The sequence below is a fragment of the Streptomyces sp. NPDC005423 genome (genome assembly GCF_040606415.1).
Classification (GTDB): domain Bacteria; phylum Actinomycetota; class Actinomycetes; order Streptomycetales; family Streptomycetaceae; genus Streptomyces.
On the sequence record NZ_JBEXET010000001.1, the window covers coordinates 491,155 to 516,228 of the forward strand.

Sequence of the window (25,074 nt, forward strand, 5' to 3'; positions counted from 1 at the left end):
AACAATCGTCGAGCGCCTAGTTGATCGTCAAGGAAAATCGAACATTCTGAGCGAGACTTGAGCTTGACGATTCACTCGGGGGTTACTTTTCATGCTGCGCCGCTTGCGAGCAAGTAAGCAGAATCCTCCGGACCTTCGACACAGCTCGACCACGCACGCGTGAAAATATTGCCTTTCCCATCCCCTCTTTACTCAATCAAGGAAATCAAAGGGTTGATCCTTGGTTATCCGATGGTGATTAAGGAGTCGATCGTGGCCCAGCGAACGCCGCCGCCTTGAGCATCAATCCCGGCCGGGCACCTTGTGGTACATCCGCCAAATCCTTGACTCCAGCGGTTCAAGCGCCATTCCTCCCGGGTGCGTTCGGTGAGGACCTCAAGGGTGGTGCCGACGAGGACGATCAGGAACAGCACACGCAGAGGGGTGATGACGAAGATGTTGGTGAGTCGGGCACCGTGACTGACCGGGGTGATGTCGCCGTAGCCGGTGGTCGAGAGGGTGACCGTCGCGTAGTAGAAGGAGTCGAGGAGGCCGACCGAGCCGTCCGCGTTGTCGTTGTAGCCGCCGTGGTCGGCATAGACGATCAACGCGGTAGCCACCAGTAGGAACAGGGCGACCGAGAGTCGTTTGGCGACCTGCCGGAAAGGATGGTCCACCACCCTCCGCGGCAGCTTCACCCGATGGGTGACCAGGTGTTCGTCCGCTTGGCGGGCGATCGCGTCCTGGCCCGGTTGTTTCACGTGAAACACACCCCGCTCGCGTCGGCGGCGGAATGTTTCACGTGAAACACACCCCGATCCCGTCGGCCGCCCACGGCAGATCGAGCAGCTCGGTCTCCTGGCCCGGCCGCACACCGCCGGGCGGCACGATCACGAGAGCGTCGGCCGCCGCGATCCCGCGCAGCATGGCCGGTCCGTTGTAGTGCAGCGCCACGGCCCGGTCCCCACGCAGGACGGCGGGAACGAGGCGGGTGTCGTGACTGTGCCCGCGCACCCCCTCCGCGAGGGGCAGCGTGTACGGCTGTCGAGCGGGGCGGCCCGCCAGGGTGCGCAGCAGCGGCTCGGCGAGCGTGAGCAGGCCGGAAACGGCCGCGAGGGGATTGCCGGGCAGCCCGACCAGGTGCTGGTCCTCCTTGGTGCGGGCCAGCAGCATGGGGTGGCCGGGGCGCACCGTGACGCCGTCGACCACGATCTCGGCGCCGATCCCGCGCAGGGTGGAGTGGACGTGGTCGACCGGGCCGGAAGCGGTGCCGCCGGTGGTGACGATCAGGTCCGCCGCACTGCCGGTGACGGCCTTGCGCAGCGCCTTGGCGTCGTCACCGAGCCGGCGCACCTTGACGACCTCGGCACCGAGCGCGCGCAGCCAGGACGGCAGCATCGGGCCGAGGGCGTCCCGGATCAGTCCGTCGTGGGGCAGCCCCTCGGTGAGCAACTCGTCGCCCAGGACGAGGACTTCGACCCGCGGGCGGGGTACGGCGGTGAGGGTGTCATATCCGGCCGCCGCCGCCAGGCCGAGTACGGCCGGGGTGACGAGGGTGCCGACGGGCAGCAGACGGTCGCCGCTGCGGCACTCCTGGCCGCGGGGGCGGATGTCCTGGCCGTGTCCCACCTCGCGCACCGCGTGCAGACGGTCTTTGCTGTCGGTGCGGCCGTGTTCGCTGCGGAGCACGGCGGTGGTGTCGGAGGGCACGCGGGCACCGGTCGCGATGGGGACGGCCTCGCCGTCGGTCAACGGCTCGGGCCGGGCATGCCCGGCGAGCAGCCCGGCCGGCCGCACGTCCCAGGGGCCGGGGCCTGCCACCGCCCAGCCGTCCATCGCCGAGGTGTCGAAGGAGGGCAGGTCGGTGAGGGCAGCCAGGGGCGCGGCCAGTACGAGCCCGAGGGCCGCGTCGAGCGGCACCGAGACCGGGGGACGGTGGCCTCCCGAGCGGGCGGCGCGTGCGGCGACGGCCCGGGCCCCGGGCCAGGGCGTCGCCGTGGGGGTGCTGTCCGTTGGACGAGCGGTGTCGTCGGCCGGGGGGCCGCCGCCCTGTATGCGGGGAGTGCCGGCGGCGCCATTGCGTTGGGGGCCCTCGTGTTGCTGGGACCGGGCACCGCTCGCTCGCACCAGGGCGAGGGCTTCCTCGACGTCGAGATCCTCGGCGTCCGGGCTGCCGCGGGTGCCGCGCCCGGTCATCCGGCGTCCGGGGCCGGGACGGACGGGCCGCCGGCCGCGTCCTCCTCCGCCCAGCGCAGGGCGAGAGCGGCGGCCTTGCGCGCGGCCTCGGCGACGGCTTCGGGGCCGCCCTCGGCCCGCGCGGCGGCGTAACCGACCAGGAACGTGGTCAGCGGGGCGGCAGGTCTGGCCACGCCGTGGGCGGCGTCGCGCGCGAGGTCGAGCAGCATCCCGGTGTCGACGTCTAGGTCGATGCCGAGTTCGTCCTTGACTGCGGAAATCCATTCATCCAGCACGTGCCCATGCTCCCTGATGCGTGCCCTGGCGGCGGCGAGGTCGTCCCAGGTGTCGCAGTCGAACGACGCGACGGGGTCGGGGACGCGGACGAGATCGAGCGTGGCGGTCAGCCGGCGCAGCGGCAGCCCCGCGAGGCCGCCGTGCCGTTCGGCGAGTACGGCCAGCTCGCGGCGGAGCGCGGACGTACGGTACGCGGCGACGAGGGGCTGGTCGCGGCCGTCCGCGTCGCTGAGCAGCACGCCCTCGGCTCCCCCTCGCAGACCGGCCAACAGCCGCGTCACGGTGGCCGCTTCGAGGAACGGCAGGTCAGCGGAGAGCGCCACGACGGACGCGGCCGTGGTGTGACGCAGCCCGGCGTCGAGGGCTGCGACGGGTCCGGCGCCGGGCGGGTCCTCACGCGCCCAGCGCACCGGTCGCGCGGTGGGTCTGCGGCCGGCGACCACCACCGTCGTCCCGGCGTCGGCGCAGGCCGCGAGCACGCGGTCGAGCAGCGCGCGCCCGCCCACCCGGAGGCCGGGCTTGTCCACGCCCCCGAGCCGCCGGGCGGCTCCGCCGGCCAGCACGACGGCGTCGTACGCGGGGCCGGGGCGGTCGGGGGGCTCGGGGACGGTCATCCCCCGAGTATGCGGGCCGCCCTGAGCACACGGAACGCGTCCGCGCCGCCGTGCTTACAGGTTGCGCAACAGGACCGCCGGCTGTTCCACACAGTCGGCCACATACCGCAGGAAACCGCCCGCCGTGCCTCCGTCGCACACCCGGTGGTCGAAGGTGAGCGAGAGCTGGACGACCTGCCGGACGGCCAGTTCACCCTCGTGCACCCACGGCTTGGGGACGATGCGGCCGACGCCGAGCATGGCCGCCTCGGGGTGGTTGATGATCGGTGTGGAGCCGTCGACGCCGAAGACCCCGTAGTTGTTCAACGTGAAGGTGGATCCTGTGAGTTGGCCGGGCGTGAGGGTCGCGGTCCTGGCCGCCTCGGTCAGCCGGGCGAACTCCGCGCTCAGCGCCTCCACGTCCCGTGTGTGGGCGTCGCGGACGACGGGGACGACGAGCCCGCGCTCGGTCTGCGCGGCGAAGCCCAGGTGGACCCGGTCGAGGCGGACGATCTCCCGGGCCTCCATGTCGACGGTGGAGTTCAGCTCGGGGAAGCGGAAGAGCGCGGCCGTGCAGATCCTCGCGAGGAGGGCGAGCAGCGAGATCTTGGGATCGCCGGCCGCGTTCATCGCCGTACGCACCCGCAGGAGTTCCGTCGCGTCCGCGTCCACCCAGCAGGTCGCGTCCGGGATGTCGCGACGGCTGCGGGAGAGCTTGTCGGCGACGGCTCCCCGGATACCCCGGAGCGGGATGCGGGTGGCGCCGGAGGGGGTGTCGGGCTTCGGCGCGGAGAGCGTGGGGGGCGGGAGGAGGGTCGCGTCCTGGGCGGTGGCCTCCTGCGCCGCGGCCGTCCGCAGCGCCTGCTCGACGTCCGTCCGCAGGATGAGACCGTCGGGCCCGGAGCCCGTCAGCCGCCGCAGCTCCAGCCCGTTCTCCCGCGCCAGCCGTCGCACGAGGGGCGAGATCACCGGTACGGGTCCCTCGCCGTCGCGGCCCCCGTCGGCGGGGGCGTTGCCGTTGCCGTGGGGGGTCGTCGCGGGTTGCGGCGGCCGGACTCTCCGTCGGCGGGCCGGGGGTGCTCCCGTGCCGTATCCCACGAGCACGTTGCCCGAGCCCTCGGAGTCGGCGGCGGAGGCCGAGGAGCCCACCGCGACCGTCAACAGGGGTGCGCCGACGGGCATTTCGGTGCCCTCGTCGCCGTAGCGGGCCGTGACGACGCCGCCGTAGGGGCACGGCACCTCGACCATCGCCTTGGCCGTCTCGACCTCGACGACCGGCTGGTCGATCGCGACGACGTCACCGACCTGGACCAGCCAGCGCACGATCTCCGCCTCGGTGAGGCCCTCGCCGAGGTCGGGCAGCTTGAACTCCAGCACCTGTGCCATCAGTTCCCGGCCTCCCACTGGAGTCGTCCCACGGCGTCCAGGACGCGGTCGACGCCGGGCAGATGGTGGCGCTCCAGCATCGGCGGCGGATACGGGATGTCGAACCCGGCGACCCGCAGCACCGGTGCCTCCAGGTGGTGGAAGCAGCGCTCGGTGACACGGGCCGCGATCTCCCCGCCCGGGCCGCCGAAACCGCCCGACTCGTGGACGACGACCGCCCGCCCGGTGCGCCGAACCGACGCGGCGACCGTCTCGTCGTCGAACGGCACCAGGGAGCGCAGATCGATGACTTCGAGGTCCCAGCCCTCCGCCACGGCGGCCTCGGCGGCCTCCAGACAGACGGGCACGGACGGGCCGTAGGTGATGAGCGTGGCGGTGCGGCCGGGGCGGCGGACGACCGCGCGGCCGATCGGGTCGACGGGGGAGGGCTCGTCCGGGTTCCAGGAGTCCTTCGACCAGTACAGCCGCTTGGGCTCCAGGAAGACGACCGGGTCGTCGGAGGCGATCGCGGCGCGCAGCAGCCCGTAGGCGTCCGCGACGGTCGCGGGGAGTACGACATGGAGCCCCGGAGTGGCCATGTAGTACGCCTCGGAGGAGTCGCTGTGGTGCTCGACGCCGCCGATGCCGCCGCCGTAGGGAACCCGGATGGTGATCGGCAGGGGCAGCGCGCCGCGGGTGCGGTTGCGCATACGGGCGACGTGGCTGACGAGCTGCTCGAACGCCGGGTAGGCGAACGCGTCGAACTGCATCTCCACGACCGGGCGCAGTCCGTACATCGCCATGCCTACGGCCGCCCCCAGGATGCCCGCCTCGGCGAGCGGGGTGTCCGTGCAGCGGTCCTCGCCGAACTCCTTGGCGAGTCCGTCGGTGACCCGGAAGACACCGCCGAGGGTGCCGACGTCCTCGCCCATGACGTGCACGGCGGGGTCGGCGGCCATGGCGTCCCGCAACGCGCGCGTGAGGGCCTGCGCCATGGTGGCCGGCTTGAGAGCGACGGTGGTCATCGCTGCTCCCCCTCCTGCTCGGCCGTCAGCTCGGCCCTCAACTGGGCTTCTTGTTCGCGCAGTTGTGGGGTGGGCTCGGCGTAGACGTGGGCGAACAGGTCCATGGGGTCGAGCACCGGGTCCTGGTTCATCCGCTCGCGCAGGTCGGCTGCCATGGCCTCGGCCGCGTCCCGCGCGGCGCCGACGCCGTCCTCGTCGAGCAGCCCCCGGGTGGTCAGTTCGTGCTCCAGGAGCGCGATCGGGTCGTGCGCCCGCCAGGCCTCGACCTCGGCGTCGCCGCGGTAGCGGGTGGCGTCGTCGGCGTTGGTGTGGGCGTCGACCCGGTAGGTGACCGCTTCGACGAGCGTGGGGCCGCCGCCCTCGCGCGCGTGTCGTACGGAGTCGCTCAGCACCTGGTGCACGGCGACCGCGTCGTTGCCGTCGACCAGGCGGCCGGGCATCCCGTAGCCGACGGCCTTGTGGGCCAGCGACGGGGCCGCGGTCTGCTTGGCGAGCGGGACGGAGATGGCGAAGCCGTTGTTCTGGACGAGGAAGACGACCGGTGCCTGCCAGACAGCGGCGAAGTTCAGTGCCTCGTGGAAGTCGCCCTCGCTGGTGCCGCCGTCACCGACCATGGCGAGCGCCACCACGTCGTCACCCCGGAGGCGGGCCGCGTGGGCGAGGCCCACCGCGTGCGGCAGCTGGGTCGCGAGCGGGGTGCACAGGGGCGCGATGCGGTGCTCGCGCGGGTCGTAGCCGGTGTGCCAGTCGCCGCGCAGCAGGGTGAGGGCCTCGACGGGGTCGAGGCCGCGGGCGACGGCGGCGAGCGTGTCGCGGTAGCTGGGGAAGAGCCAGTCCTGCTCATGGAGGACCAGCGCGGCGGCGACCTCACAGGCCTCCTGACCGGTACTGGAGGGGTACACGGCGAGCCGGCCCTGCTTGGTGAGGGCGGTGGCCTGCGTGTTGTACCGGCGCCCGCGCACCAGTTGGGCGTAGAGCCGCCGTAGCAGCTCCGGATCGGCCTGCGCCGCCGCCTCGGTGCCGAGCACGCGGTACGGCGTCGCGTCGGGCAGCAGCGGCGCGGGGTCCGTGCGGGGCTGCCAGGCGGGCGGCGGTGCGGGCCGGTAAGCGCCCCGCTGCTCCATGACCGTCATGACGGCGCCTCCTCGTGGGAGTGGCTCGAAGAGGCACATCCGGATGTGAGGCGCCCCACCTACCGATTGTTCGGTCGTCGGCACAATTTGGCTACTGACACCTCCAGCCTGTGGACAAACGGTTCTCCACAGCCCTAAATGAACGCAGGACGTCCATGGTAGGGAGGCGGGGGGACATGGCACCTGAACAAATGGCCGAGGGCCCGGCCTCGGTGAGTGCCCTGCCGCCCCCGCGTCCGCTCGACGCCATCGACCAGGACATCCTGCGGATGCTCCAGGCGGACGGCCGCGCGTCGATAAGGTCGGTCGCCGAACGGGTGCATGTCTCGCGTGCCAACGCCTACGCCCGTATCAACCGTCTCGTCGAGGACGGCGTCATCCGCGGTTTCGGTGCCCGCGTCGACCACGAACGCGCCGGTCAGGGGACCTCCGCGTACATCACGTTGAAGATCGTGCAGAACTCCTGGCGCACGGTCCGCGAGCAGCTCCGGGAGTTGCCGGGCGCCTCGCACATCGCGCTGGTGGGCGGCGACTTCGACGTTCTGCTGCTGGTGCACACCCCGGACAACAGGGCACTGCGCGAGGTCGTCCTCACCCGGCTCCAGGCGATCCCCGAGGTGCTCAGCACCCGCACGCTGCTGGTCTTCGAGGAGGAGGACCTGGAGCCCCAGGGCTGACCCGGCGGCCCCGGTCCTCACAGGGCCCCGCGCCACGACCCTACGGCTGGTTCCGCAGCCCTTCGAAGACCAGGTGCACCACGGCGTCGGCCACCTCCCGCTCGCCCATGCCGCGGCCGTCGGGCCGGTACCACTCCACGATCGAGTTGATCATCCCGAAGACCAGCCGGGTGGCGAGCCGCACCTCCACGTCACCGCGCACCTCACCCTCGGCCGCCGCGGCCTTCAGCAGTTCGGCCACCCGGTGGTCGAAGTCACGGCGCCGCTCCAGCGCCCACCGCTCGGTGTCCGTGTTGCCGCGCACGCGCAACAGCAGTGTCACGTAGGGCAGTTCGGAGGTGAGCACCTCGACCATGCGCCGTACGACGTACTCCAGGCGCCCCTCGGCGCTCCCCACGCGCGCGTGCTCCTCGTCGAGGATTCCGAAGAGTCCGTCCAGGGCCCTGCTGACGGCCCGGCGCAGCAGTTCCTCCTTGCCGGTGACGTGGTGGTATATCGACGACTTGGAGATGCCCGCCGCCTTGGAGAGGTGCTCCATGGAGGTGCCGTCGTAGCCGCGCTCGATGAAGACCTGGACGGCGACCGACAGCAGGGTCTCCGGGGTGTACGTGTCGCGCTTCGGGGCGGTCATGGGGTGCCCTCCCGCTTCTCGGTGGCGTACGCGTGGCGGTAGAGCGCGAGAGACGGCGCGTACCGCCCGGAGGGGTCGCGCAGATGCAGGTCGTCGAGGACGTCGTAGGCCCAGCTGCGGCCGAGCTGGCGGCTCCATTCGAAGGGCCCCAGAGGGTAGTTGACGCCCAGGCGCATCGCGGTGTCGATGTCCTCCTCGGTGGCCACGCCCTTGGCGACGGCGTCGTGCGCCAGGTCGACGACCCGGGCCACCGTGCGGGCGACGATCATCCCCGGGACGTCACCGATGACGCTGACGTCCTTGCCGAGCGCCTGGAAGAGGCCGATGGCCTCGGAGAGGGTCTGCGAACCGGTGTCCTGGGAGGCGGACAGGGCGATACGGGTGGCCCGGCGGTAGTCGAGCGCGAGGTCGAAGTAGACGACGTCTCGGAACTCGACGGAGGTCTGGCCGTCGGTGAGGACCAGTTGGCCGCCGCTGGGCAGCACCAGGCGGGTGCCGTGGTCCTCGTCCTCCTCGCGTACGCCGATGCCCGCCTCGCGGATCAGCGCGAGCACCTCGGCGGCCGGGCCCAGGTCGCCCTCGGCGACGACGTAGGCGGGCGGCTGGGCGGGCTCCGCGGTGTGTGGCTCGGGGCGCTCGGCGTCGGCCCCGTGGTCGAACCAGCCGTGTCCGGTCTTGCGGCCCAGGCGGCCGGACTCCACGAGGCGGCGCTGGGCGAGCGAGGGCGTGAAGCGCACGTCCTGGAAGAACGACTGCCACACCGAGTGCGTGACGGACTCGTTGACGTCCTGGCCGATCAGGTCGGTCAGCTCGAACGCGCCCATCCGGAAGCCGCCCGACTCGCGCAGGACCGCGTCGATGGTGGCCGGGTCGGCGGCCTGGGCCTCGTGGACCGCGAAGGCCTCGGCGTAGAACGGCCGGGCGATGCGGTTGACGATGAACCCCGGAGTGTCCGCACAGGCCACGGGGGTCTTGCCCCAGGCGCGGGCCATCTCGTACGCGCGCGTGGCCGACGTGACGTCGGTGGCGAACCCGGAGACGACCTCGACCAGCGGCAGCAGCGGTGCCGGGTTGAAGAAGTGCAGGCCGACGAAGCGGCCGGGGTTGCGCAGGACGGCGCCGATGGCGGTCACCGAGAGGGACGAGGTGTTGGTGGCGAGCAGACAGTCCTCGTCGACGAGGTCCTCCAGGTCACGCAGGAGCTGCTGTTTGACGTCCAGCCGCTCCTGTACGGCCTCGACGACCAAGGCACAGTCCGCGAGCTCGGCGAGGTTCCCGGCGGGCAGCAGCCGGGCGCGTGCGGCGTCCCGGTCGGCGCCGGACAGCCGGTCCTTCTCGACGAGCCGGTCGAGGCGGGCGCCGATCGCGTCGGCGGCTTCCCGGGCGCGTCCGGGCACGGCGTCGTAGAGCCGCACGAGGTGGCCGGCGACCAGCGCGACCTGGGCGATGCCCTGGCCCATGGTGCCGGTGCCGACGACGGCCACGGGGCTGCTGAGGTCGATTCCTGTCATGCGCGCGATCCTCCCGCACGGGGTTTTCCACAGATGCGGCGGACCCCCTTGTCCCGACCGATCGTTCGGTTACTCTAACTCTGTCCGGCTGTTTCCGCCCAGGTCATGAGCTCGAAGAAGAGTTCCTGAGACGAGGAGTTGGTCCCGCATGGCCGCCGAACTGACCGCGCACGAGCTGATCGCCCAGCACCGGCCCACGCTCGACCAGGCCCTGGAAGCGATCCGCACGCGCGCGTACTGGTCACCGCACCCCGAACACCCCAAGGCGTACGGCGAGAACGGCAGCCTGGACGCGGCGGCGGGCAAGGCCGCCTTCGACGCCCTCCTCGGCAGCCGGCTCGACCTCGGCCAGCCCGGCACCGACGACTGGGTGGGCGGCGAAGTCTCGCCCTACGGAATCGAGTTGGGCATCACCTACCCGCACGCCGACCTCGACGTGCTGCTGCCGGACATGCGCGCCGGGCAGCGTGCCTGGCGGGACGCGGGCGCCGAGGTCCGGGCCCTGGTCTGCGTGGAGATCCTCAAGCGGATCGGCGACCGGACGCACGAGTTCGCGCACGCTGTCATGCACACCAGCGGCCAGGCCTTCATGATGGCGTTCCAGGCGGGCGGCCCGCACGCCCAGGACCGCGGCCTGGAGGCGGTGGCCTACGCGTACGTGGAGCAGGTCCGCACCCCGGACAGCGCGGAGTGGGCCAAACCCCAGGGCAAGCGCCCGCCGCTGGCGATGAACAAGCAGTTCACCCCGGTGCCGCGCGGGATCGCCCTGGTGATCGGCTGCAACACCTTCCCCACCTGGAACGGCTATCCGGGCCTGTTCGCCTCCCTGGCGACCGGCAACGCCGTGCTGGTGAAGCCCCACCCGCGCGCGGTACTGCCGCTCGCGCTCACCGTGCGGATCGCCCGCGAGGTGCTCGGCGAGGCCGGCTTCGACCCGAACCTGGTGGCGCTGGCCGCCGAGCGCCCCGGCGAGGGCATCGCCAAGACGCTGGCCACCCGCCCCGAGATCCGCATCATCGACTACACCGGGTCGACGCAATTCGGGGACTGGCTGGAGGCCAACGCCCGCCAGGCACAGGTCTACACGGAGAAGGCCGGCGTCAACACGGTGATCGTGGAGTCGACCGACGACTACCGGGGCATGCTGGCCAACCTGGCGTTCTCCCTGTCGCTGTACAGCGGCCAGATGTGCACCACCCCGCAGAACCTGCTGATCCCCCGGGACGGCATCCGCACCGACGAGGGCCCCCGGTCCTTCGACGACGTGGTCGCCGACCTCGCGCGCGCGGTCGACGGTCTCCTCGGCGACGACGCGCGCGCCAACGGGCTGCTCGGCGCGCTGGTGAACCCGGACGTGAAGGCCCGCCTGGACGCCGCGGCAGGCCTCGGCGAAGTCGCCCTCGCCTCACGGCGGATCAACAACCCGGAGTACCCCGACGCGGTCGTCCGTACGCCCGTGATCGTGAAGCTGGACGGCGCCAAGCCCGACGACGAGGCCGCCTACACCAGCGAGTGCTTCGGCCCGGTCTCCTTCGCCGTCGCGGTCGACTCCGCGGCCCACGCGGTGGACCTGCTGCGGCGGACGGTCCGGGAGAAGGGCGCCATGACGGTGGGCGCCTACACGGCCGACGAGGAGGTCGAGCGGGCCGTCGAGGAGGTCTGCCTGGAGGAGGCCGCCCAGCTGTCGCTGAACCTCACGGGCGGGGTGTACGTCAACCAGACCGCAGCCTTCTCCGACTTCCACGGCTCCGGCGGCAACCCGGCGGCCAACGCGGCCCTGTGCGACGGCGCCTTCGTCGCAAACCGCTTCCGGATCGTCGAGGTACGCCGGGACGCGTAGCGCGCGCAGCGCCTCCCGGTGGTACTAGGAGGCGGGTGGTGCGCCCCCGGTGGCGCTCCAGTGGTACAGCGTCATGGCCACACTGGTCGCGAGGTTGTAGCTGGAGACCTGGGGGCGCATCGGCAGCGCCACCAACCGGTCGGCGCGCGACCGGAGTTCGGCGGAGAGACCACTGCGCTCGGAGCCGAAGGCGAGCACTGCGTCGTCCGGAAACTCCAGCCCCCGGATGTCCTCACCCTCCGGGTCGAGGGCGAACACCGGCCCGGACGGCAGCTCGTCCACGGCCAGCCGCTCCACGGCGGTCGCGAAGTGCAGCCCGGCCCCGCCGCGCACCACGGTCGGATGCCACGGGTCGAGCGTGCCGGTGGTGACCACCCCGGTCGCCGCGAAGCCGGCCGCCAGCCGGATCACCGCGCCCGCGTTCCCCAGGTTGCGCGGATGGTCGAGAACCACGACAGGCGCACTCCGGGGCGTGCGCCGGAGCCGCTCCAGATTGCCCTCCCTGGAGGGACGTACGGCCAGGGCCGCCACCCCTGTCGGATGCGGACGCGGCACCAGGGAGCGGTACGTGTCCTCCGCGACCTCGGTCAGCAGGGCGTCCAGGGTGTCCCGTACGTCCGGGGCCAGTTCGTCGGCGAGGGCGAGGGTGGCGCGCCGATCGGTGGTGACCGCCGACGTGACCTCGGCCCCGAAGCGCACCGCGTGCTTGAGGGCGTGGAAGCCGTCGAGCAGCACCGAGGTGTCGGCCGGCCGGTGCCAGGCGCTTGCCGCGGGATCGCTCATGCCGATGAGCCTACGTGGCCGGTCTCGGGGTTCTCCGGGATGCGCGGCGGTCCCCCGGGGGCGCCCGGCAGCGTACGGCCGGCCCGGGGAAACAGCCGTCCACGCGCGCGTGCCGTCCAGCCGCCCAGGAGCAGCAGGAACGCCGTCGGCAGGAACACGGCGTCCGCCGAGATCATCGCCAGCGAGAAGAACGGCAGCCCGAGGACCACGGCGATCACCGCGTGCTCGGTCATCATCACGGCGAGCAGCACGTTCTTCACCCGCCGGTTGAACAGCGTGAACGGGAAGGCGACCTGCACGATCACCGTCCCGTAGGTCACCAGCAGCACCATCGTGCCGCTGGAGGACAGCAGATCGGCGAGGCCGGGCCAGGGCGAGAAGGAGTCGAGGTGCAGCGGGTAGTAGACCGCCGTACCGTCCTGCCAGCGCGACCCCTGGATCTTGTACCAGCCGGCCGTGGCGTAGATCAGGCACGCCTCGGCCGCGATCACGAACAGCGCGCCGTTGTGGAGCACGTTCGCGGCGACGTCGAGCAGGATCCTGGGCTCCGCCGTACGCGTGCGCCGCATCACCACCCACCGCAGGGTCTGCGCCCCCCACACGGCCCACAGGAGCGCGGGCACGAACCAGTCGCCGTCGAACGCGCCTCCCGCCGTCACCGCCGTCAGCACCGCGCCGGACACGATCCACAGACCGGGACCGACCCGGTCCGCGGAACGCTCCCCACGCGCGCGTGCCGCCGCGACCCGGGCCCGCCGGGCGTCCAGGGACCAGACCTGGCCGCAGCGCGTGAAGACCAGGTAGAGGGACATCAGGTGCAGGACGTTGTCGCCGCCGTCCCCCACGAAGATGCTGCGGTTCTGCAACGAGAGCACGCCCACCATGAAGAGCACGGACAGGGTGCGGGTGCGCCAGCCGAGCAGCAGCAGGACGCTCGACAGAAGGGCCAGCGCGTAGACCGTCTCGAACCAGAACCGGCCGTCGGACCACATCAGGACCGTGAACGCCCCGTTGTCCGCCGTCAGTTGACGGGCCAGGTCCCAGCTCCACGGTCCGTCGGGGCCGTACAGCTCCTGGCGGTGGGGCAGCTCGCGCAGCAGGAACAGCAGCCAGGTGGCGCTGAAGCCGATACGGATCACGGCGGCCTGGTGGGGGCCGAGCGCCGACTCGGTGACACGGGCGACGCCCCGGGAGACCGACAGGGCGAAGCGGTTCACCGGACACCTCCCCGGGCCTCGTCGGCCGGAACGGACCACCAGGGCAGCACGCGGTACACGGGCGTGGGGGACACCTGCTCGTCGCTCCAGTCGGGCGGGGGCACGTTGGTGGTGACGGAACGGACCTGCACGCGCGCGACGGCACCCCCCGCGCCGGCCGCGTCGTCACGGCCGAGGCGCAGCACGACGATCCGCCGCAGATACTGCTCCGCGAGCGAACCCCGCAGCCCGGCCGGGCGGTTGTCGGCGTCGTGCGTGGCGAGGTAGAAGTCCAGGGACCGGCGCAGCTCGTTCTGCTGGGTGTGGGACGGCACCAAGTTGCCGTCGATGGACCGGCCGTCCTCGGCCGACAGGTCGTACCAGCCCGTCGTACTGCTCACACCGGCCGCGGAGCGGACCTGGGCGCGGACCTGGACCGCGATGTTCTGCTGCAACGGGTTCGGCGCGAAGAGCTTCCAGTTCTGCTCGAACTCCGGGTAGACCCACTCCTCTATCGCCTTGCCGTGCTGCTTGGTCACCGTGTTCGCCGGTGCCACATGCAGGAACACCATCCCCAGATGCACCACGACCACGACAGCCACGACCGCGACCGTCAGCGCGGCACCGATCTGATAGCGCAGGGAGAGGGCTGCGATCACAGGCCGGGGCGCGGGAGTCAGAGCGGGGACAGGCCCGACGGCCGAGGTGGGAGCGGCAGGGGGCACGGGAGAGGGCCAGGGGGACCGGGACTGGGGCGGGACGGACCTGTCCAACCTGTCCGGTGCGGCCGACATGTCCGATCCGGTCGATGTGTCCGGTCCGGTCAGCGTGCTGGGTAGCGCCGGTGTGCCGGTGTGGCCCGGCGTGTGCGTGTCACGTGGCGCGCCCGGCGTGGGCGGCACGGTCGGAGCAGTGGGCGCGGGAGGGGCGTCCGAGGCGTCCGGCGCCTCCGCAGGAGCCGCAGAGTCCGCGGGGGCCGAGGGTTTCGCTGGGCCCGAGGGTTGCGCTGGGTCTGCCGCGTCCGTCCGGCCCGGCTTCCGCGGAGCGTTCGGGCCCCCGTCGTGCGCGTCCATTCCGCTCCGCCTCGTCTCCCGATGCCGCTCGTCCTTCCGGCTCCCGGACGGACGGAGGGCGTCGAATCACCCCCGCGCCACCGTTCGACGACGCTCGCACGGGGGAACCGTACTCAGACCGGTCGGCCCGGCACAGCCCCGACGGCACAGGCGTTCCTCCGGTTGTCCACAGCCGACGCCCGCAGGTTATCCACAGCGGTTGACACTTTACGGCGCCCCGCCTCACCATTGAATCGCCGAACCGAACGATCGGTCGGGAGAGTGTTCAGGCAGAGCCCGAGGTCAAGGGGGACCGCATGGCGACAGCAGCCGCGCACCAGACGGCCCGTACACAGGCGTACGGCGCACAGGACGACGTCGACACCGACGGCTACCAGCGCGCCTTCGACGCCGCCGTGGCCGCGGACGAGCGCATCGAGCCCCGCGACTGGATGCCCGACGCGTACCGCGCCACACTCGTCCGGCAGATCGCCCAGCACGCGCACTCCGAGATCATCGGCATGCAGCCGGAGGCCAACTGGATCACGCGCGCACCCTCCCTGCGCCGCAAGGCGATCCTGATGGCCAAGGTCCAGGACGAGGCCGGCCACGGTCTGTACCTCTACAGCGCCGCCGAAACGCTCGGCACCGGCCGCGACGAACTGCTCGACAAACTGCACAGCGGCCGCCAGAAATACTCCTCGATCTTCAACTACCCGACGTTGACCTGGGCGGACGTCGGCGCCATCGGCTGGCTGGTGGACGGCGCCGCGATCACCAACCAGGTCCCCTTGTGCCGCTGCTCCTACGGGCCCTACGCGCGGGCGATGGTCCGCGTGTGCAAGGAGGAGTCCTTCCACCAGCGCCAGGGATACGAGCTGCTGCTCGCCCTCAGCCGCGGCACCCCCGAACAGCACGCGATGGCGCAGGACGCGGTCGACCGCTGGTGGTGGCCGTCCCTGATGATGTTCGGGCCGCCCGACGACGAGTCCGCGCACTCGGCGCAGTCGATGGCGTGGAAGATCAAGCGCCATTCCAACGACGAACTGCGCCAGCGCTTCGTCGACATCTGCGTCCCCCAGGCCGACTCCCTCGGCCTGACCCTGCCCGACCCGGACCTGAAGTGGAACGAGGAGCTCGCCAGACACGACTTCGGGGCGATCGACTGGACCGAGTTCCACCAGGTCCTCAGGGGCAACGGCCCGTGCAACGAACAACGGATCACCCAACGCAGGCGCGCCCACGAGGAGGGCGCCTGGGTACGCGAGGCGGCCGCCGCCTACGCGGCCAGGCACGCCGCGACAACGGGACACACCGGGACGACAGCGCCCGGCGGGGCAGAAGGAGAGCAGGCATGACCGACAACGACTGGCCTCTGTGGGAGGTCTTCGTCCGCTCACGCCGCGGCCTCTCCCACACCCACGCCGGCAGCCTGCACGCACCGGACGCGGAGTTCGCCCTGCGCAACGCCCGCGACCTGTACACCCGGCGCGGCGAGGGCGTCTCGATCTGGGTCGTCCCCTCGGCCGGGATCACCGCCTCCTCGCCCGACGAGAAGGACCCGTTCTTCGACCCGTCCGCCGACAAGCCCTACCGCCACCCGACGTTCTACGAGATCCCGGAGGGGGTGAAACACCTGTGACCGCCCCCGACCCCACCACCACGGCCCCTACGACGGCCGCCCTCGCGCTGGGTGACGACGCCCTGGTGCTCTCCCACCGCCTGGGGGAGTGGGCCGGCCATGCCCCCGTCCTGGAGGAGGAGGTCGCCCTCGCCAACATCGCGCTGGACCTGCTGGGCCAGGCCCGCGTCCTGCTGTCGATGGCCGGCGACGAGGACGAACTGGCGTACCTGCGCGAGGAGCGCGCCTTCCGCAACCTCCAACTGGTGGAACGGCCCAACGGCGACTTCGCCCACACCATCGTCCGCCAGCTGTACTTCTCCACCTACCAGCACCTGCTGTACGCCGAACTGGCCGCAGGGCACGGCCCGTTCACCCCGCTCGCCGCGAAAGCCGTCAAGGAGGTCGCCTACCACCGCGACCACGCCGAGCAGTGGACGCTGCGGCTCGGCGACGGCACCGACGTCAGCCACGCGCGCGTGCGGCAGGCCTGCGAAGCCCTGTGGCGGTACACCGGCGAGATGTTCCAGCCCGTCGACGGAGTGGACATCGACTGGAAGACCCTGGACGCGGTCTGGCTGGAGTCCGTCGAGGACATCCTGCGCCGGGCCACCCTGACCCTCCCCGAAGGGCCCCGGTACGGCGGATGGGCGGCCGGCGCCGGCCGCCAGGGGCTGCACACCGAGCCCTTCGGGCGGATGCTCGCCGAGATGCAGCATCTGCACCGCAGCCACCCGGGGGCGTCATGGTGACGATCACCCCGCTGGAGGCGGAGCTGCTGGAGGTCGCCGGTTCGGTGCCCGACCCCGAGCTGCCCGTGCTCACCCTCCAGGAACTGGGCGTCGTACGCGCGGTGCGGGTGCACGACGCCGACACGGTCGAGGTCGAACTGACGCCGACCTACACCGGCTGCCCCGCGATCGAAGCCATGTCCTCGGACATAGAGCGGGTCCTGCACGCCCACGGCATACGGGAGGTCACCGTCCGCACGGTGCTCGCCCCCGCCTGGTCCACGGACGACATCTCCGCCGAAGGGCGCCGCAAACTCAGGGAGTTCGGCATCGCGCCACCCCGCCCGGGGCTGGTGTCGTCGGGACCCGTCGCGCTCGACCTGGGCCCGACGCGCACGGCCGCCGCCGAGCCGGACCCCGTGCGCTGCCCGTACTGCGACTCGGCCCGGACGGAGCTGCTCAGCCGGTTCTCCTCCACCGCGTGCAAGGCGCTGCGGCGCTGCCTTGCCTGCCGCGAACCGTTCGACCACTTCAAGGAGTTGTGATGGCCCGCTTCCACCCGCTCCCGGTGGCCGCGGTCGACCGGCTCACCGACGACGCCGTGGCCCTGACGCTGACCGTGCCACCGGAGCTGCGCGAGGAGTTCCGGCACGCGCCGGGCCAGCATCTCGCCCTGCGGCGCACGATCGACGGCACGGAGATCAGGCGCACCTACTCGATCTGCTCCCCGGCCCCCGCCGCCGACGGCCCGCACACCCTGCGGATCGGGGTGCGGCTGGTCGAGGGCGGCGCCTTCTCGACGTACGCGCTCAAGGAGATCGCCGTCGGGGACGAGCTGGAGGTGATGACCCCGGCCGGCCGTTTCACCCTGGAGCCCGCTCCCGCGCTGTACGCGGCGATCGTCGGCGGCAGCGGCATCACACCGGTGCTGTCGATCGTCACCACCTTGCTGGCGAGCGAGCCCCGGGCCCGGTTCTGTCTGCTCCGCAGCGACCGCACGGCCGCTTCGACGATGTTCCTGGAGGAGGTCGCCGACCTGAAGGACCGGTATCCGGAGCGGTTCCAGCTGGTCACCGTGGTCTCCCGGGAGGAACAACAGGCAGGACTGCCGTCCGGCCGGCTCGACCGGGAGCGGCTGACCGAACTCCTGCCGGCGCTGCTGCCGACGGCGGCCGTCGCGGGATGGTTCCTGTGCGGGCCGTTCGGACTGGTGCAGGGCGCGGAACAGGCGCTGCGGGAACTGGGAGTGCCGCGTACGCGCATTCACGAGGAGATCTTCCACGTGGACCCCGCACCCGTCGTCACCACCGCGATACCCGCCCACAGTACGGTGACCGCCCGGCTCGACGGACGCGGCGGGACCTGGCCCGTACGGGAGGGCGAATCCGTGCTGGACGCCGTGCTGCGCAACCGGCCCGACGCGCCCTACGCGTGCAAGGGCGGCGTCTGCGGCACCTGCCGGGCCTTCCTGGTCTCCGGCGAGGTCCGCATGGACCGCAATTTCGCGCTGGAACCGGAGGAGACGGCGGCCGGCTACGTACTGGCCTGCCAGTCGCGTCCGGCGACGGAGCGCGTGGAGGTGGACTTCGACCGGTAACGGCGACAACCGGCCTACGCGAACCACGGACCCCGGGCTGCGACCCGTTCCCTTCTCCTAGAACCTGTTCTATCTTGACGCTCCGTCAGATCTGGTCGGGGACCGGGGTGTTGACCGGTGTGCGCGTGGGAGGACAGGGACCGTGGACTTCACCTTCACCGAGGAGCAGCAGGCGGCGGCGGAAGCGGCGAAGGGGGTGTTCGCGGGGGTCGCGCCGGACGGCGTGCCCAGCCCGTCGGACACCACGGGCGCCGTCGCCGACGACTTCGACCGCCTCCTGTGGACCAAGCTCGCCGACGCCGACCTCCTCAGCCTGCTGCTCGACCCGCAGTACGGCGGAGCGGGGCTCGACGCCATCGCCCTGTCCCTGGTCCTGCGCGAGTCCGCGACGGTACTGGCCCGGGTGCCGCTGCTGGAGCACAGCGCCGCCGCGGCGACCGTACAGGCCTACGGCGACGCGGAGTTGAAGTCCCGGATCCTCGCCCGTGCCGGCCGCGGCGAACTCGTACTGACAGCCGCCGCCCACGGCCGCACAGGCCACGATCGGGCCGAACTCGCCGTCACCGCACGGCGGGACGAACCGCAGGAGCGGGCAGGAGACGGAGCCGACGAGGGAAGCCGCGAGAGGGATGAAGGGGAGGTCGGAGACAGGACTGGGGATGGGACAGGGGACAGGTCTCGGGACGCGGCTGAGAACGGAACTGGAGACGGCGCCGGATGGGTGCTGGACGGCGTACAGACGGCCGTCCCGTGGGCGCACAACGCCGACTTCACCCTCGTACCGGCGCACACGGACAGCGGCCGGACGGTCCTCGCGCTGGTCGCTCCGGGCCACCAAGGCGTCGTACTGGCCGAGCAGATCTCCACGACCGGCGAGCGGCTCGCCGAAGTACGCCTGGAATCGGCCCGGATCGACGCCGTCGACGTCATCGAGGCGGACGGCGCCTGGGAGTGGATGCGCGCCCTGCTGGCCTGCGGCACGTGCGCGCTGGCACTCGGACTGGGGTCCGCCGTCCTGCGGATGACGAGCGAATACGTCGGCAAGCGGGAGCAGTTCGGGTTCCCGGTCGCCACCTTCCAGGCCGTCGCCGTACAGGCCGCCGACCGTTACATCGACCTGCGCGCGATGGAAGCCACCCTGTGGCAGGCGACATGGCGCATCGCCTCGGGAGCACAGGGCGCGCTGCCCGCCGCCGCCGACATCGCCGTGGCGAAGATCTGGGCCTCGGAGGGCGTACGACGAGTCGTGCAGACGGCACAGCATCTGCACGGCGGCTTCGGCGCCGACACGGACTACCCGCTGCACCGGTACCACGCCTGGGCCAAGCACCTTGAACTGTCCCTCGGCCCGGCGGCGGCACACGAGGAAGCCCTGGGAGACCTGTTGGCCGCCCACCCGCTGGGCGGCTGAGCCGAGCGAGCAAAGGGGGGGACAGGCCTGGGTCCGGACAGGACTGGGGTTAGGACAGCCCAGGTCCAGGCAGGCAGAAGTGCGGGCGGACAGGGGCGTGTGCGACGGAGGTGCGAGCGGAAACGGGCCGAGACAGCCGAGAGTCCAGGCGGATAAAAGCCCAGACGGATGCCGGCCCAGGCGGACTAGATGACGATGCCCGGCTGTCCCTCGTCCGTCACTACGGGGCGGCCCGCGGCCTGCCACACCTGCATACCGCCGTCGACGTTCACGGCGTCGATGCCCTGCTGGACCAGGTACATCGTGACCTGAGCCGAACGCCCGCCGGAGCGGCAGATCACATGGATCCGCCCGTCCTGCGGCGCCGCCTCGGTCAACTCGCCGTACCGGCCCACGAATTCGCTGATGGGGATGTGCAGTGCCCCTTCGGCGTGGCCCGCCTGCCACTCGTCGTCCTCGCGAACGTCCAGCAGGAAGTCGCCGTCCTTGAGGTCCCCGACCTCGGCCGTGGGCACACCAGCTCCGAAACTCATGCCCCGACGCTACCCGACGGGTCAACCGGCCCGGCCGGAGTGTCCGAACCCTCCGGCGTCCCCGGCGCTCCCGGGACAACCGACGCGTCCGAGCCGTCCGGTCCGTTAGGCACGCCCGATCCGTTCGGCACGTTCGAGACGTTTCCGGCGTCCGCTGCACCCCCGACGCCGGGGACGTCCGTCGCGCCCGTCGCGTGCGCGACCCCGGGGGCATACGCGTCGGCGGGGGCCTCCCGGTCCGCGAGCAGCGCCGCGAGTTCCGCCTCGCGCTCGGCGACCTGGGCGAGGAGTTGTTCGGCGATCTCGTCGAGCAGCCGGTCGGGGTCGTCCGGAGCGAGCCGGAGCATCCCGCCGATCGCGCCCTCCTCCAGTTCCCGGGCTACGTAGCTGAGCAGTTCCTTGCGCTGGGCGAGCCACTCGAGGCGGGCGTACAACTCCTCGCTGGGGGTCGGGCCCCGCTCCTCGGGCGCCGGCCCCGCCGCCCACTCCTCGGCCAGCTCGCGCAAGAGCGGCGCGTCGCCACGGCTGTAGGCCGCGTTGACCCGGGTGATGAACTCCTCGCGCCGCTTGCGTTCCCCGTCGTCCTGCGCCAGGTCCGGGTGGGCCTTACGGGCCAGTTCGCGGTAGAGCTTGCGCGCCTCCTCACTCGGGCGCACCCGCTGCGGGGGCCGAACCGGCTGCTCGGTGAGCATCGCGGCGGCCTCCGGGAAGAGTCCGTCGCCATCCATCCAGCCGTGGAACAGTTCCTCCACTGCGGGCATCGGCATCACCCGGGCCCGAGCCTCGTCCGCCTTGCGGATGTCCTCCGGGTCACCGGTGCGGGCGGCCGTCACTTCCGCGATCTGGGCGTCCAGCTCATCGAGCCGGGAGTACATCGGGCCGAGCTTCTGGTGGTGCAGCCGCGAGAAGTTCTCGACCTCGACGCGGAACGTCTCCACCGCGATCTCGTATTCGATCAGTGCCTGCTCGGCGGCGCGCACAGCCCGCTCCAACCGCGCTTCGGGCCGCGGCGCCGCACTCTCCTCGGGCGCCGACGGCGTCTCCGCGTCGACCGCGTCAACCCCCGGCTCAGCTCCGCCGGCGGACGCGGTCACGCCGTTCTCGGCGCCCACCTGCTCCCGCACCGGTTCATCAACGGGCGCGGAGGGAAACTGCTCTTCCGGGGTCGTCACCCGCCCAGCCTAGGCCACACGCCGATGCCGACCGGTGCCGCCTGGTGGGGCTGTCAGAAGACGGAGACCGGCACGCCGACCCGGAAACGGTCTGCGTCCGCTAGGGGCCCCTCCCCCTCCCCCCTCCCTCCGTCCTCCGTCCCCCTCCCCCATCGTCAGCTCCGCGCCCACCAGAACGGCCGACCCCGCCACAACGGCTGTCTCACCCTGACGGCTGCCCCCACCGGAACAACTCCCATGCAACGCAGCCCCCCGCCCCGCTCTCCGCCCCGCTCAGACGCCCAGCTCGGCCGCGATCCGGCCGGATCGCACCGCTGTCACGAGTTCCGCGTGGTCCGCCTCCGTGCGGTCGGCGTAGGCGACGGCGAACTCGGCTATGGCGTCGTCGAGTTCCTCGTTCTTGCCGCAGTAGCCGGCGATGAGCCGCGGGTCGGCGCTGTGGGCGTGGGCGCGGGCCAGCAGGGCGCCGGTCATCCGGCCGTAGTCGTCGATCTGGTCGGCGGCGAGGGCGGCCGGGTCGACGCTGCCTTTGCGGTTGCGGAACTGCCGTACCTGGAACGGCAGTCCGTCGACCGTGGTCCAGCCCAGCAGGATGTCGCTGACGACCTGCATGCGCTTCTGTCCGAGGACCACGCGGCGTCCTTCGTGTTCGACGGACGGCGTGTCGAACCCGGCGGTCGCCAGATGCGGTACCAGGGCGGAGGGGCGGGCCTCCTTCACTTGGAGGACGAGGGGTTCGCCGCGGTGGTCGAGGAGCAGGACGACGTAGGACCGGGTGCCCACGCTGCCGGTGCCGACGACCCGGAAGGCGACGTCGTGCACGGTGTGGCGGGCCAGTAGCGGGAGGCGGTCTTCGGAGAGCGTGGCCAGGTAGTGCTCCAGGGAGGCGGCCACCGCCGCCGCCTCCGTGTCGGGTATGCGGCGCAGCACCGGTGAGGCGTCGACGAAGCGGCGCCCGCCGTCCTCGACGGCTTCGGTCGACTTGGCGGCGAAGCGCCCGCTGGTGTTGGCCCGCGCTTTCTCCGAGACCCGTTCCAGCGTGCCGAGCAGGTCGTGGGCGTCGGTGTGGGAGACGAGTTCCTCGTCCGCGATGGCGTTCCACGCGTCCAGTACGGAGAGTCTGGCCAGGAGTCGCATCGTGCGGCGGTAGGCGCCGACCGCGCCGTGCGCCGCCTGGCGGCAGATGTCCTCGTCCGCGCCCGCCTCCCGGCCCGCGAGCACCAGCGAGGCGGCGAGCCGCTTGAGGTCCCATTCCCAGGGGCCGTGGACGGTTTCGTCGAAGTCGTTGAGGTCGATGACCAGGCCGCCGCGCGCGTCGCCGTAGAGGCCGAAGTTGGCCGCGTGGGCGTCGCCGCAGATCTGGGCGCCGATCCGGGTCATGGGGGTGCGCGCGAGGTCGTAGGCCATGAGGCCGGCGGAGCCGCGCAGGAAGGCGAACGGTGTGGCCGCCATTCTGCCGACCCGGATCGGGGTGAGTCCCGCTATGCGTCCGCGGCCGGATTCCTCGACGGCGCTCACCGCGCCGGGGCGGGAGCCGTCCGTGTCGAGCGCCGCGTGCGAGCGGCGCGGGATCCGGGCGCGCAGTGCCTTTCCCTCTTCCTTGGGCGACCCCTCGACGGGCCATTCGGCGAAGCCCCGCACCTTCGGCAGCCGCCGTCTCACATCCGCGTGTACACCGACCTCGGTCATGACGACCGCCTCCCCCGTGAGCCCAGCGCACAGCTGGACGAACATCAACTGGCCATGACGGTACAGCCGGTGGTGGATGCGCGTCAGACCCTGTGGACAACTCCACAGCTGTGGAAAACCGGGTGCCGCGACGGCAGCCGCGCCCTGCCGTCAACCGCGGCCCCGGCGGGACAGATCAACAGCTCCCCGGCTGCCGTCCTTCGGGCAGATGCGCCTTCGCCCACTCGCCGAGTTCGCGGAGCGCCGGTTCCAGGGCGGTTCCCGACTCCGTCAGGCGGTAGCAGACGCGCAGCGGCGGGCCCTCGTCGACCTCGCGCACCAGCAGGCCCGCGGCGCCGAGTTCGGTGAGCCGGTCGGAGAGCATGCGCTCGCTGATGCCGGGGATGGCTCTGCGCAGATCGGCGAAGTGCACGGGCTCGCCTTGCAGCACGGCGACGATCGGGCCGGTCCAGCGCTTTCCGAGCAGCTGGAAGACACGGGTGATGCCGTCGTCGACCTTCTTGCACACACCGATGCCATGTCCCTGCTCGACCGCCATGGCTTCAGAGTACTGCCCTACCCCATAGGGATGAAAAAAAGTAAGTACCTGTGTTATCCATAGTCGAGTACGAATCTTTAGCCCCTGCCCGGCCTCGTTCCCACGAGGCTTCGCCCCGCTGCGCCCTTTTCCGGAGACCCCCATGGCCACGCTTCTGCACATCGACTCCTCCGTGTCCCCCGCCGGCATTTCCACCTCCCGCATCGTCGCCGACGCCTTCCGCGCGGCCTGGGAGGAGCAGCACCCGGAGGGCACGGTGATCCACCGCGATCTCGACGCGCACCCCGTCCCCCACATCACCGCCGACGCCCACAGCGCCGGTTTCGCCGACCCGGCCACCCACACCCCCGAGCAGGCGGCGGCCTTCGCCGAGCGTGTGCGACTGATCGAGGAACTGGAGCAGGCGGACGCGGTGTTGATCGGCGCCCCCATGTACAACTTCACGATCCCCTCGACCCTGAAGGCATGGCTGGACAACGTGATCCTGATAGGACGCACCGCCGCCACCGAGGAGTCGAAGGTCAAGGGGACCCCGGTCACCGTGATCGCCAGCCGCGGCGGCTCCTACGCGCCGGGCACCCCGCGCGAGGGCTCCGAGTACGTCCAGAACTACCTGCGGACGATCCTCGCCGACGCCCTCGGCGCGGACGTGCACTTCATCGTCCCGGAACTGACCATGGCCCCTCACAACCCGGCGATGACCGACCTGATCCCGCTCTTCGAGGCCTCCCGCCAACGCGCGCTCGACGACGCCACCACCAAGGCCAAGGAACTCGCCGAACGCCTCGCCGCCTGACCACCTCACGCCGGCCCGCACCGGCCGCGCCGCCCCGGCGCGACGCCTCGACCCCTGAGACCTTCCTCACAAGGGGCGGGCACCAGCGACTCACGCCGGAACACCCGGCACACCCGGCACGGCAGCGCGACCGGAAGTCAGCACCTGAGAGAAACGGGACCGCCGTAGGCCCGATCCCGACCCTCGGCGGCCCCGCTCTCCCGCAAACACAGGACACGAGCGCCACAGTGAGCACAACAAAACGGTCGGCATCGTGATCACGATGCCGACCGTTCGTCGTTGCTGCCTGAGCACCAGCTTCGGTGCTCCGCTGTGCGCGAGGGGGGAGTTGAACCCCCACGCCCTTTCGGGCACTGGAACCTGAATCCAGCGCGTCTGCCTATTCCGCCACCCGCGCATTGGGTGTGTCCTCGGGCCCTTCCCCCTTGCGGGCTGGCGCCTTCCGACATGCAGAAGATTAGCACGGTGGATGGGGTGGGTTCACATCCCTTATCCGCCCCCCGCCCGGGGCCTCGGCCCCCTGCCGCGCGGGGCCCGCCGGCCGCCGTCCGAACCCCCTCGCGCTCCCTCGCACCCCCCGTCACCTGCACCGCCCCGCGAAGCGGTCCGGTGGAAGAGCTCCTCCGGGTGGCCGCCCGGAACAGCGCTGGGGACGCCCGGGACGCCCCGGACCGCCGTTGAACCGCCGGCGGCTCCGGATACGTGACGAGGAGTACTGCTTCACGTATC

General features: G+C 71.8%; 22 protein-coding genes, 1 tRNA gene and 2 pseudogenes. 9 read left to right on the forward strand and 16 right to left on the reverse strand.

What is annotated here, in order from left to right:
* Nucleotides 1–329: 329 nt before the first annotated feature.
* The 6 genes and pseudogenes from ABZT12_RS02195 to pdhA all read right to left on the reverse strand — a co-directional run.
* Nucleotides 330–740, reverse strand: a pseudogene (locus tag ABZT12_RS02195) (potassium channel family protein); the annotation flags it as partial.
* A gap of 37 nt (nt 741–777) precedes the next feature.
* Nucleotides 778–2,175 carry a molybdopterin molybdotransferase MoeA gene (locus tag ABZT12_RS02200; RefSeq protein ID WP_356375819.1) on the reverse strand — a complete coding sequence of 466 codons (1,398 nt, stop codon included), beginning with the start codon at nt 2,173–2,175 and terminating at the stop codon, nt 778–780.
* The gene (locus ABZT12_RS02205) at nt 2,172–3,065 is read right to left on the reverse strand and encodes an NTP transferase domain-containing protein (protein ID WP_356375822.1); all 894 of its coding nucleotides are present in this window, start codon (nt 3,063–3,065) and stop codon (nt 2,172–2,174) included. The genes ABZT12_RS02200 and ABZT12_RS02205 overlap by 4 nt, the downstream gene beginning before the upstream one ends.
* A gap of 54 nt (nt 3,066–3,119) precedes the next feature.
* Nucleotides 3,120–4,430, reverse strand: a complete 1,311-nt coding sequence (locus ABZT12_RS02210; RefSeq protein WP_356375825.1) for a dihydrolipoamide acetyltransferase family protein — start codon at nt 4,428–4,430, stop codon at nt 3,120–3,122.
* Nucleotides 4,430–5,434, reverse strand: coding sequence for an alpha-ketoacid dehydrogenase subunit beta (locus tag ABZT12_RS02215; protein WP_356375828.1), 1,005 nt, complete (start codon nt 5,432–5,434; stop codon nt 4,430–4,432). Before ABZT12_RS02215 ends, ABZT12_RS02210 begins: the two co-directional genes overlap by 1 nt.
* Nucleotides 5,431–6,567: a pyruvate dehydrogenase (acetyl-transferring) E1 component subunit alpha gene (gene pdhA / locus ABZT12_RS02220; RefSeq protein WP_356375830.1), complete on the reverse strand. Its 1,137-nt coding sequence runs from the start codon at nt 6,565–6,567 to the stop codon at nt 5,431–5,433. Before pdhA ends, ABZT12_RS02215 begins: the two co-directional genes overlap by 4 nt.
* Before the next feature lie 191 nt (nt 6,568–6,758).
* Here pdhA and ABZT12_RS02225 point away from each other — a divergent pair, with 191 nt between their 5' ends.
* A complete protein-coding gene (locus ABZT12_RS02225) occupies nt 6,759–7,244 on the forward strand; it encodes an Lrp/AsnC family transcriptional regulator (RefSeq protein ID WP_356376694.1) in 486 nt (161 codons plus the stop codon).
* A gap of 40 nt (nt 7,245–7,284) precedes the next feature.
* Here the strand turns inward: ABZT12_RS02225 and ABZT12_RS02230 are convergent, their stop codons facing one another.
* Together ABZT12_RS02230 and ABZT12_RS02235 are read right to left on the reverse strand one after the other, a co-directional pair.
* Nucleotides 7,285–7,875 (reverse strand): TetR/AcrR family transcriptional regulator, encoded by a 591-nt coding sequence (locus ABZT12_RS02230; protein WP_356375833.1) that lies wholly within the window; start codon nt 7,873–7,875, stop codon nt 7,285–7,287.
* Nucleotides 7,872–9,386: a 3-hydroxyacyl-CoA dehydrogenase gene (locus ABZT12_RS02235; protein ID WP_356375836.1), complete on the reverse strand. Its 1,515-nt coding sequence runs from the start codon at nt 9,384–9,386 to the stop codon at nt 7,872–7,874. Before ABZT12_RS02235 ends, ABZT12_RS02230 begins: the two co-directional genes overlap by 4 nt.
* A gap of 148 nt (nt 9,387–9,534) precedes the next feature.
* On the opposite strand from ABZT12_RS02235, the gene paaN reads away from it, so the two are divergent.
* Nucleotides 9,535–11,226 (forward strand): phenylacetic acid degradation protein PaaN, encoded by a 1,692-nt coding sequence (gene paaN, locus ABZT12_RS02240; RefSeq protein WP_356375839.1) that lies wholly within the window; start codon nt 9,535–9,537, stop codon nt 11,224–11,226.
* A 24-nt stretch (nt 11,227–11,250) separates the two neighbouring features.
* On the opposite strand, the gene ABZT12_RS02245 is transcribed toward paaN, so the two are convergent.
* From ABZT12_RS02245 to ABZT12_RS02255, 3 genes are read right to left on the reverse strand one after another with little or no spacing between them, the layout of a single operon-like run.
* Nucleotides 11,251–12,009: a TrmH family RNA methyltransferase gene (locus ABZT12_RS02245; protein ID WP_356375842.1), complete on the reverse strand. Its 759-nt coding sequence runs from the start codon at nt 12,007–12,009 to the stop codon at nt 11,251–11,253.
* Nucleotides 12,006–13,226 carry an HTTM domain-containing protein gene (locus tag ABZT12_RS02250; RefSeq protein WP_356375845.1) on the reverse strand — a complete coding sequence of 407 codons (1,221 nt, stop codon included), beginning with the start codon at nt 13,224–13,226 and terminating at the stop codon, nt 12,006–12,008. The genes ABZT12_RS02245 and ABZT12_RS02250 overlap by 4 nt, the downstream gene beginning before the upstream one ends.
* Entirely contained in the window at nt 13,223–14,278 is a 1,056-nt protein-coding gene (locus tag ABZT12_RS02255) for a DUF5819 family protein (RefSeq protein WP_356375848.1), read from the reverse strand. The genes ABZT12_RS02250 and ABZT12_RS02255 overlap by 4 nt, the downstream gene beginning before the upstream one ends.
* 296 nt (nt 14,279–14,574) lie before the next feature.
* Between ABZT12_RS02255 and paaA the strand changes: the two genes are divergently transcribed.
* From paaA to ABZT12_RS02285, 6 genes are all read left to right on the forward strand, one after another.
* Nucleotides 14,575–15,615 carry a 1,2-phenylacetyl-CoA epoxidase subunit PaaA gene (gene paaA / locus ABZT12_RS02260; protein WP_356375850.1) on the forward strand — a complete coding sequence of 347 codons (1,041 nt, stop codon included), beginning with the start codon at nt 14,575–14,577 and terminating at the stop codon, nt 15,613–15,615.
* Nucleotides 15,612–15,899: a 1,2-phenylacetyl-CoA epoxidase subunit PaaB gene (gene paaB / locus ABZT12_RS02265; protein WP_356375854.1), complete on the forward strand. Its 288-nt coding sequence runs from the start codon at nt 15,612–15,614 to the stop codon at nt 15,897–15,899. Before paaA ends, paaB begins: the two co-directional genes overlap by 4 nt.
* Entirely contained in the window at nt 15,896–16,630 is a 735-nt protein-coding gene (gene paaC / locus ABZT12_RS02270) for a 1,2-phenylacetyl-CoA epoxidase subunit PaaC (protein ID WP_356375858.1), read from the forward strand. Before paaB ends, paaC begins: the two co-directional genes overlap by 4 nt.
* Nucleotides 16,624–17,154: a 1,2-phenylacetyl-CoA epoxidase subunit PaaD gene (gene paaD / locus ABZT12_RS02275; RefSeq protein ID WP_356375861.1), complete on the forward strand. Its 531-nt coding sequence runs from the start codon at nt 16,624–16,626 to the stop codon at nt 17,152–17,154. Before paaC ends, paaD begins: the two co-directional genes overlap by 7 nt.
* Nucleotides 17,154–18,206 carry a 2Fe-2S iron-sulfur cluster-binding protein gene (locus ABZT12_RS02280; protein WP_356375864.1) on the forward strand — a complete coding sequence of 351 codons (1,053 nt, stop codon included), beginning with the start codon at nt 17,154–17,156 and terminating at the stop codon, nt 18,204–18,206. The genes paaD and ABZT12_RS02280 overlap by 1 nt, the downstream gene beginning before the upstream one ends.
* Nucleotides 18,207–18,348: 142 nt before the next feature.
* Nucleotides 18,349–19,617 (forward strand): acyl-CoA dehydrogenase family protein, encoded by a 1,269-nt coding sequence (locus tag ABZT12_RS02285; RefSeq protein ID WP_356375867.1) that lies wholly within the window; start codon nt 18,349–18,351, stop codon nt 19,615–19,617.
* A gap of 185 nt (nt 19,618–19,802) precedes the next feature.
* Here the strand turns inward: ABZT12_RS02285 and ABZT12_RS02290 are convergent, their stop codons facing one another.
* The 4 genes and pseudogenes from ABZT12_RS02290 to ABZT12_RS02305 all read right to left on the reverse strand — a co-directional run bounded on the left by ABZT12_RS02290 (nt 19,803) and on the right by ABZT12_RS02305 (nt 23,549).
* Nucleotides 19,803–20,132 (reverse strand): rhodanese-like domain-containing protein, encoded by a 330-nt coding sequence (locus tag ABZT12_RS02290; RefSeq protein WP_356376697.1) that lies wholly within the window; start codon nt 20,130–20,132, stop codon nt 19,803–19,805.
* A 260-nt stretch (nt 20,133–20,392) separates the two neighbouring features.
* A pseudogene (locus ABZT12_RS02295) lies at nt 20,393–21,142 on the reverse strand (J domain-containing protein); the annotation flags it as partial.
* Nucleotides 21,143–21,595: 453 nt separating this feature from the next.
* Nucleotides 21,596–23,011 carry a DUF2252 domain-containing protein gene (locus ABZT12_RS02300; protein WP_356375870.1) on the reverse strand — a complete coding sequence of 472 codons (1,416 nt, stop codon included), beginning with the start codon at nt 23,009–23,011 and terminating at the stop codon, nt 21,596–21,598.
* Nucleotides 23,012–23,186: 175 nt separating this feature from the next.
* Nucleotides 23,187–23,549: a helix-turn-helix domain-containing protein gene (locus ABZT12_RS02305; protein ID WP_356375873.1), complete on the reverse strand. Its 363-nt coding sequence runs from the start codon at nt 23,547–23,549 to the stop codon at nt 23,187–23,189.
* Between the two features lie 142 nt (nt 23,550–23,691).
* On the opposite strand from ABZT12_RS02305, the gene ABZT12_RS02310 reads away from it, so the two are divergent.
* Nucleotides 23,692–24,345, forward strand: a complete 654-nt coding sequence (locus tag ABZT12_RS02310) for an NAD(P)H-dependent oxidoreductase (RefSeq protein WP_356375876.1) — start codon at nt 23,692–23,694, stop codon at nt 24,343–24,345.
* A 313-nt stretch (nt 24,346–24,658) separates the two neighbouring features.
* Here the strand turns inward: ABZT12_RS02310 and ABZT12_RS02315 are convergent.
* Nucleotides 24,659–24,742: transfer RNA gene (locus tag ABZT12_RS02315), tRNA-Leu, on the reverse strand.
* Between the last annotated feature and the right edge of the window lie 332 nt (nt 24,743–25,074).

Bases quoted from the DNA above. Each gene is read 5' to 3' on its own strand.
- ABZT12_RS02200 (WP_356375819.1), bottom strand. From the start codon at position 2,175: ATGACCGGGCGCGGCACCCGCGGCAGCCCGGACGCCGAGGATCTCGAC.
- ABZT12_RS02205 (WP_356375822.1), bottom strand. From the start codon at position 3,065: ATGACCGTCCCCGAGCCCCCCGACCGCCCCGGCCCCGCGTACGACGCC.
- ABZT12_RS02210 (WP_356375825.1), bottom strand. From the start codon at position 4,430: ATGGCACAGGTGCTGGAGTTCAAGCTGCCCGACCTCGGCGAGGGCCTC.
- ABZT12_RS02215 (WP_356375828.1), bottom strand. From the start codon at position 5,434: ATGACCACCGTCGCTCTCAAGCCGGCCACCATGGCGCAGGCCCTCACG.
- pdhA (WP_356375830.1), bottom strand. From the start codon at position 6,567: ATGACGGTCATGGAGCAGCGGGGCGCTTACCGGCCCGCACCGCCGCCC.
- ABZT12_RS02225 (WP_356376694.1), top strand. From the start codon at position 6,759: ATGGCCGAGGGCCCGGCCTCGGTGAGTGCCCTGCCGCCCCCGCGTCCG.
- ABZT12_RS02230 (WP_356375833.1), bottom strand. From the start codon at position 7,875: ATGACCGCCCCGAAGCGCGACACGTACACCCCGGAGACCCTGCTGTCG.
- ABZT12_RS02235 (WP_356375836.1), bottom strand. From the start codon at position 9,386: ATGACAGGAATCGACCTCAGCAGCCCCGTGGCCGTCGTCGGCACCGGC.
- paaN (WP_356375839.1), top strand. From the start codon at position 9,535: ATGGCCGCCGAACTGACCGCGCACGAGCTGATCGCCCAGCACCGGCCC.
- ABZT12_RS02245 (WP_356375842.1), bottom strand. From the start codon at position 12,009: ATGAGCGATCCCGCGGCAAGCGCCTGGCACCGGCCGGCCGACACCTCG.
- ABZT12_RS02255 (WP_356375848.1), bottom strand. From the start codon at position 14,278: ATGGACGCGCACGACGGGGGCCCGAACGCTCCGCGGAAGCCGGGCCGG.
- paaA (WP_356375850.1), top strand. From the start codon at position 14,575: ATGGCGACAGCAGCCGCGCACCAGACGGCCCGTACACAGGCGTACGGC.
- paaB (WP_356375854.1), top strand. From the start codon at position 15,612: ATGACCGACAACGACTGGCCTCTGTGGGAGGTCTTCGTCCGCTCACGC.
- paaD (WP_356375861.1), top strand. From the start codon at position 16,624: ATGGTGACGATCACCCCGCTGGAGGCGGAGCTGCTGGAGGTCGCCGGT.
- ABZT12_RS02280 (WP_356375864.1), top strand. From the start codon at position 17,154: ATGGCCCGCTTCCACCCGCTCCCGGTGGCCGCGGTCGACCGGCTCACC.
- ABZT12_RS02300 (WP_356375870.1), bottom strand. From the start codon at position 23,011: ATGACCGAGGTCGGTGTACACGCGGATGTGAGACGGCGGCTGCCGAAG.
- ABZT12_RS02305 (WP_356375873.1), bottom strand. From the start codon at position 23,549: ATGGCGGTCGAGCAGGGACATGGCATCGGTGTGTGCAAGAAGGTCGAC.
- ABZT12_RS02310 (WP_356375876.1), top strand. From the start codon at position 23,692: ATGGCCACGCTTCTGCACATCGACTCCTCCGTGTCCCCCGCCGGCATT.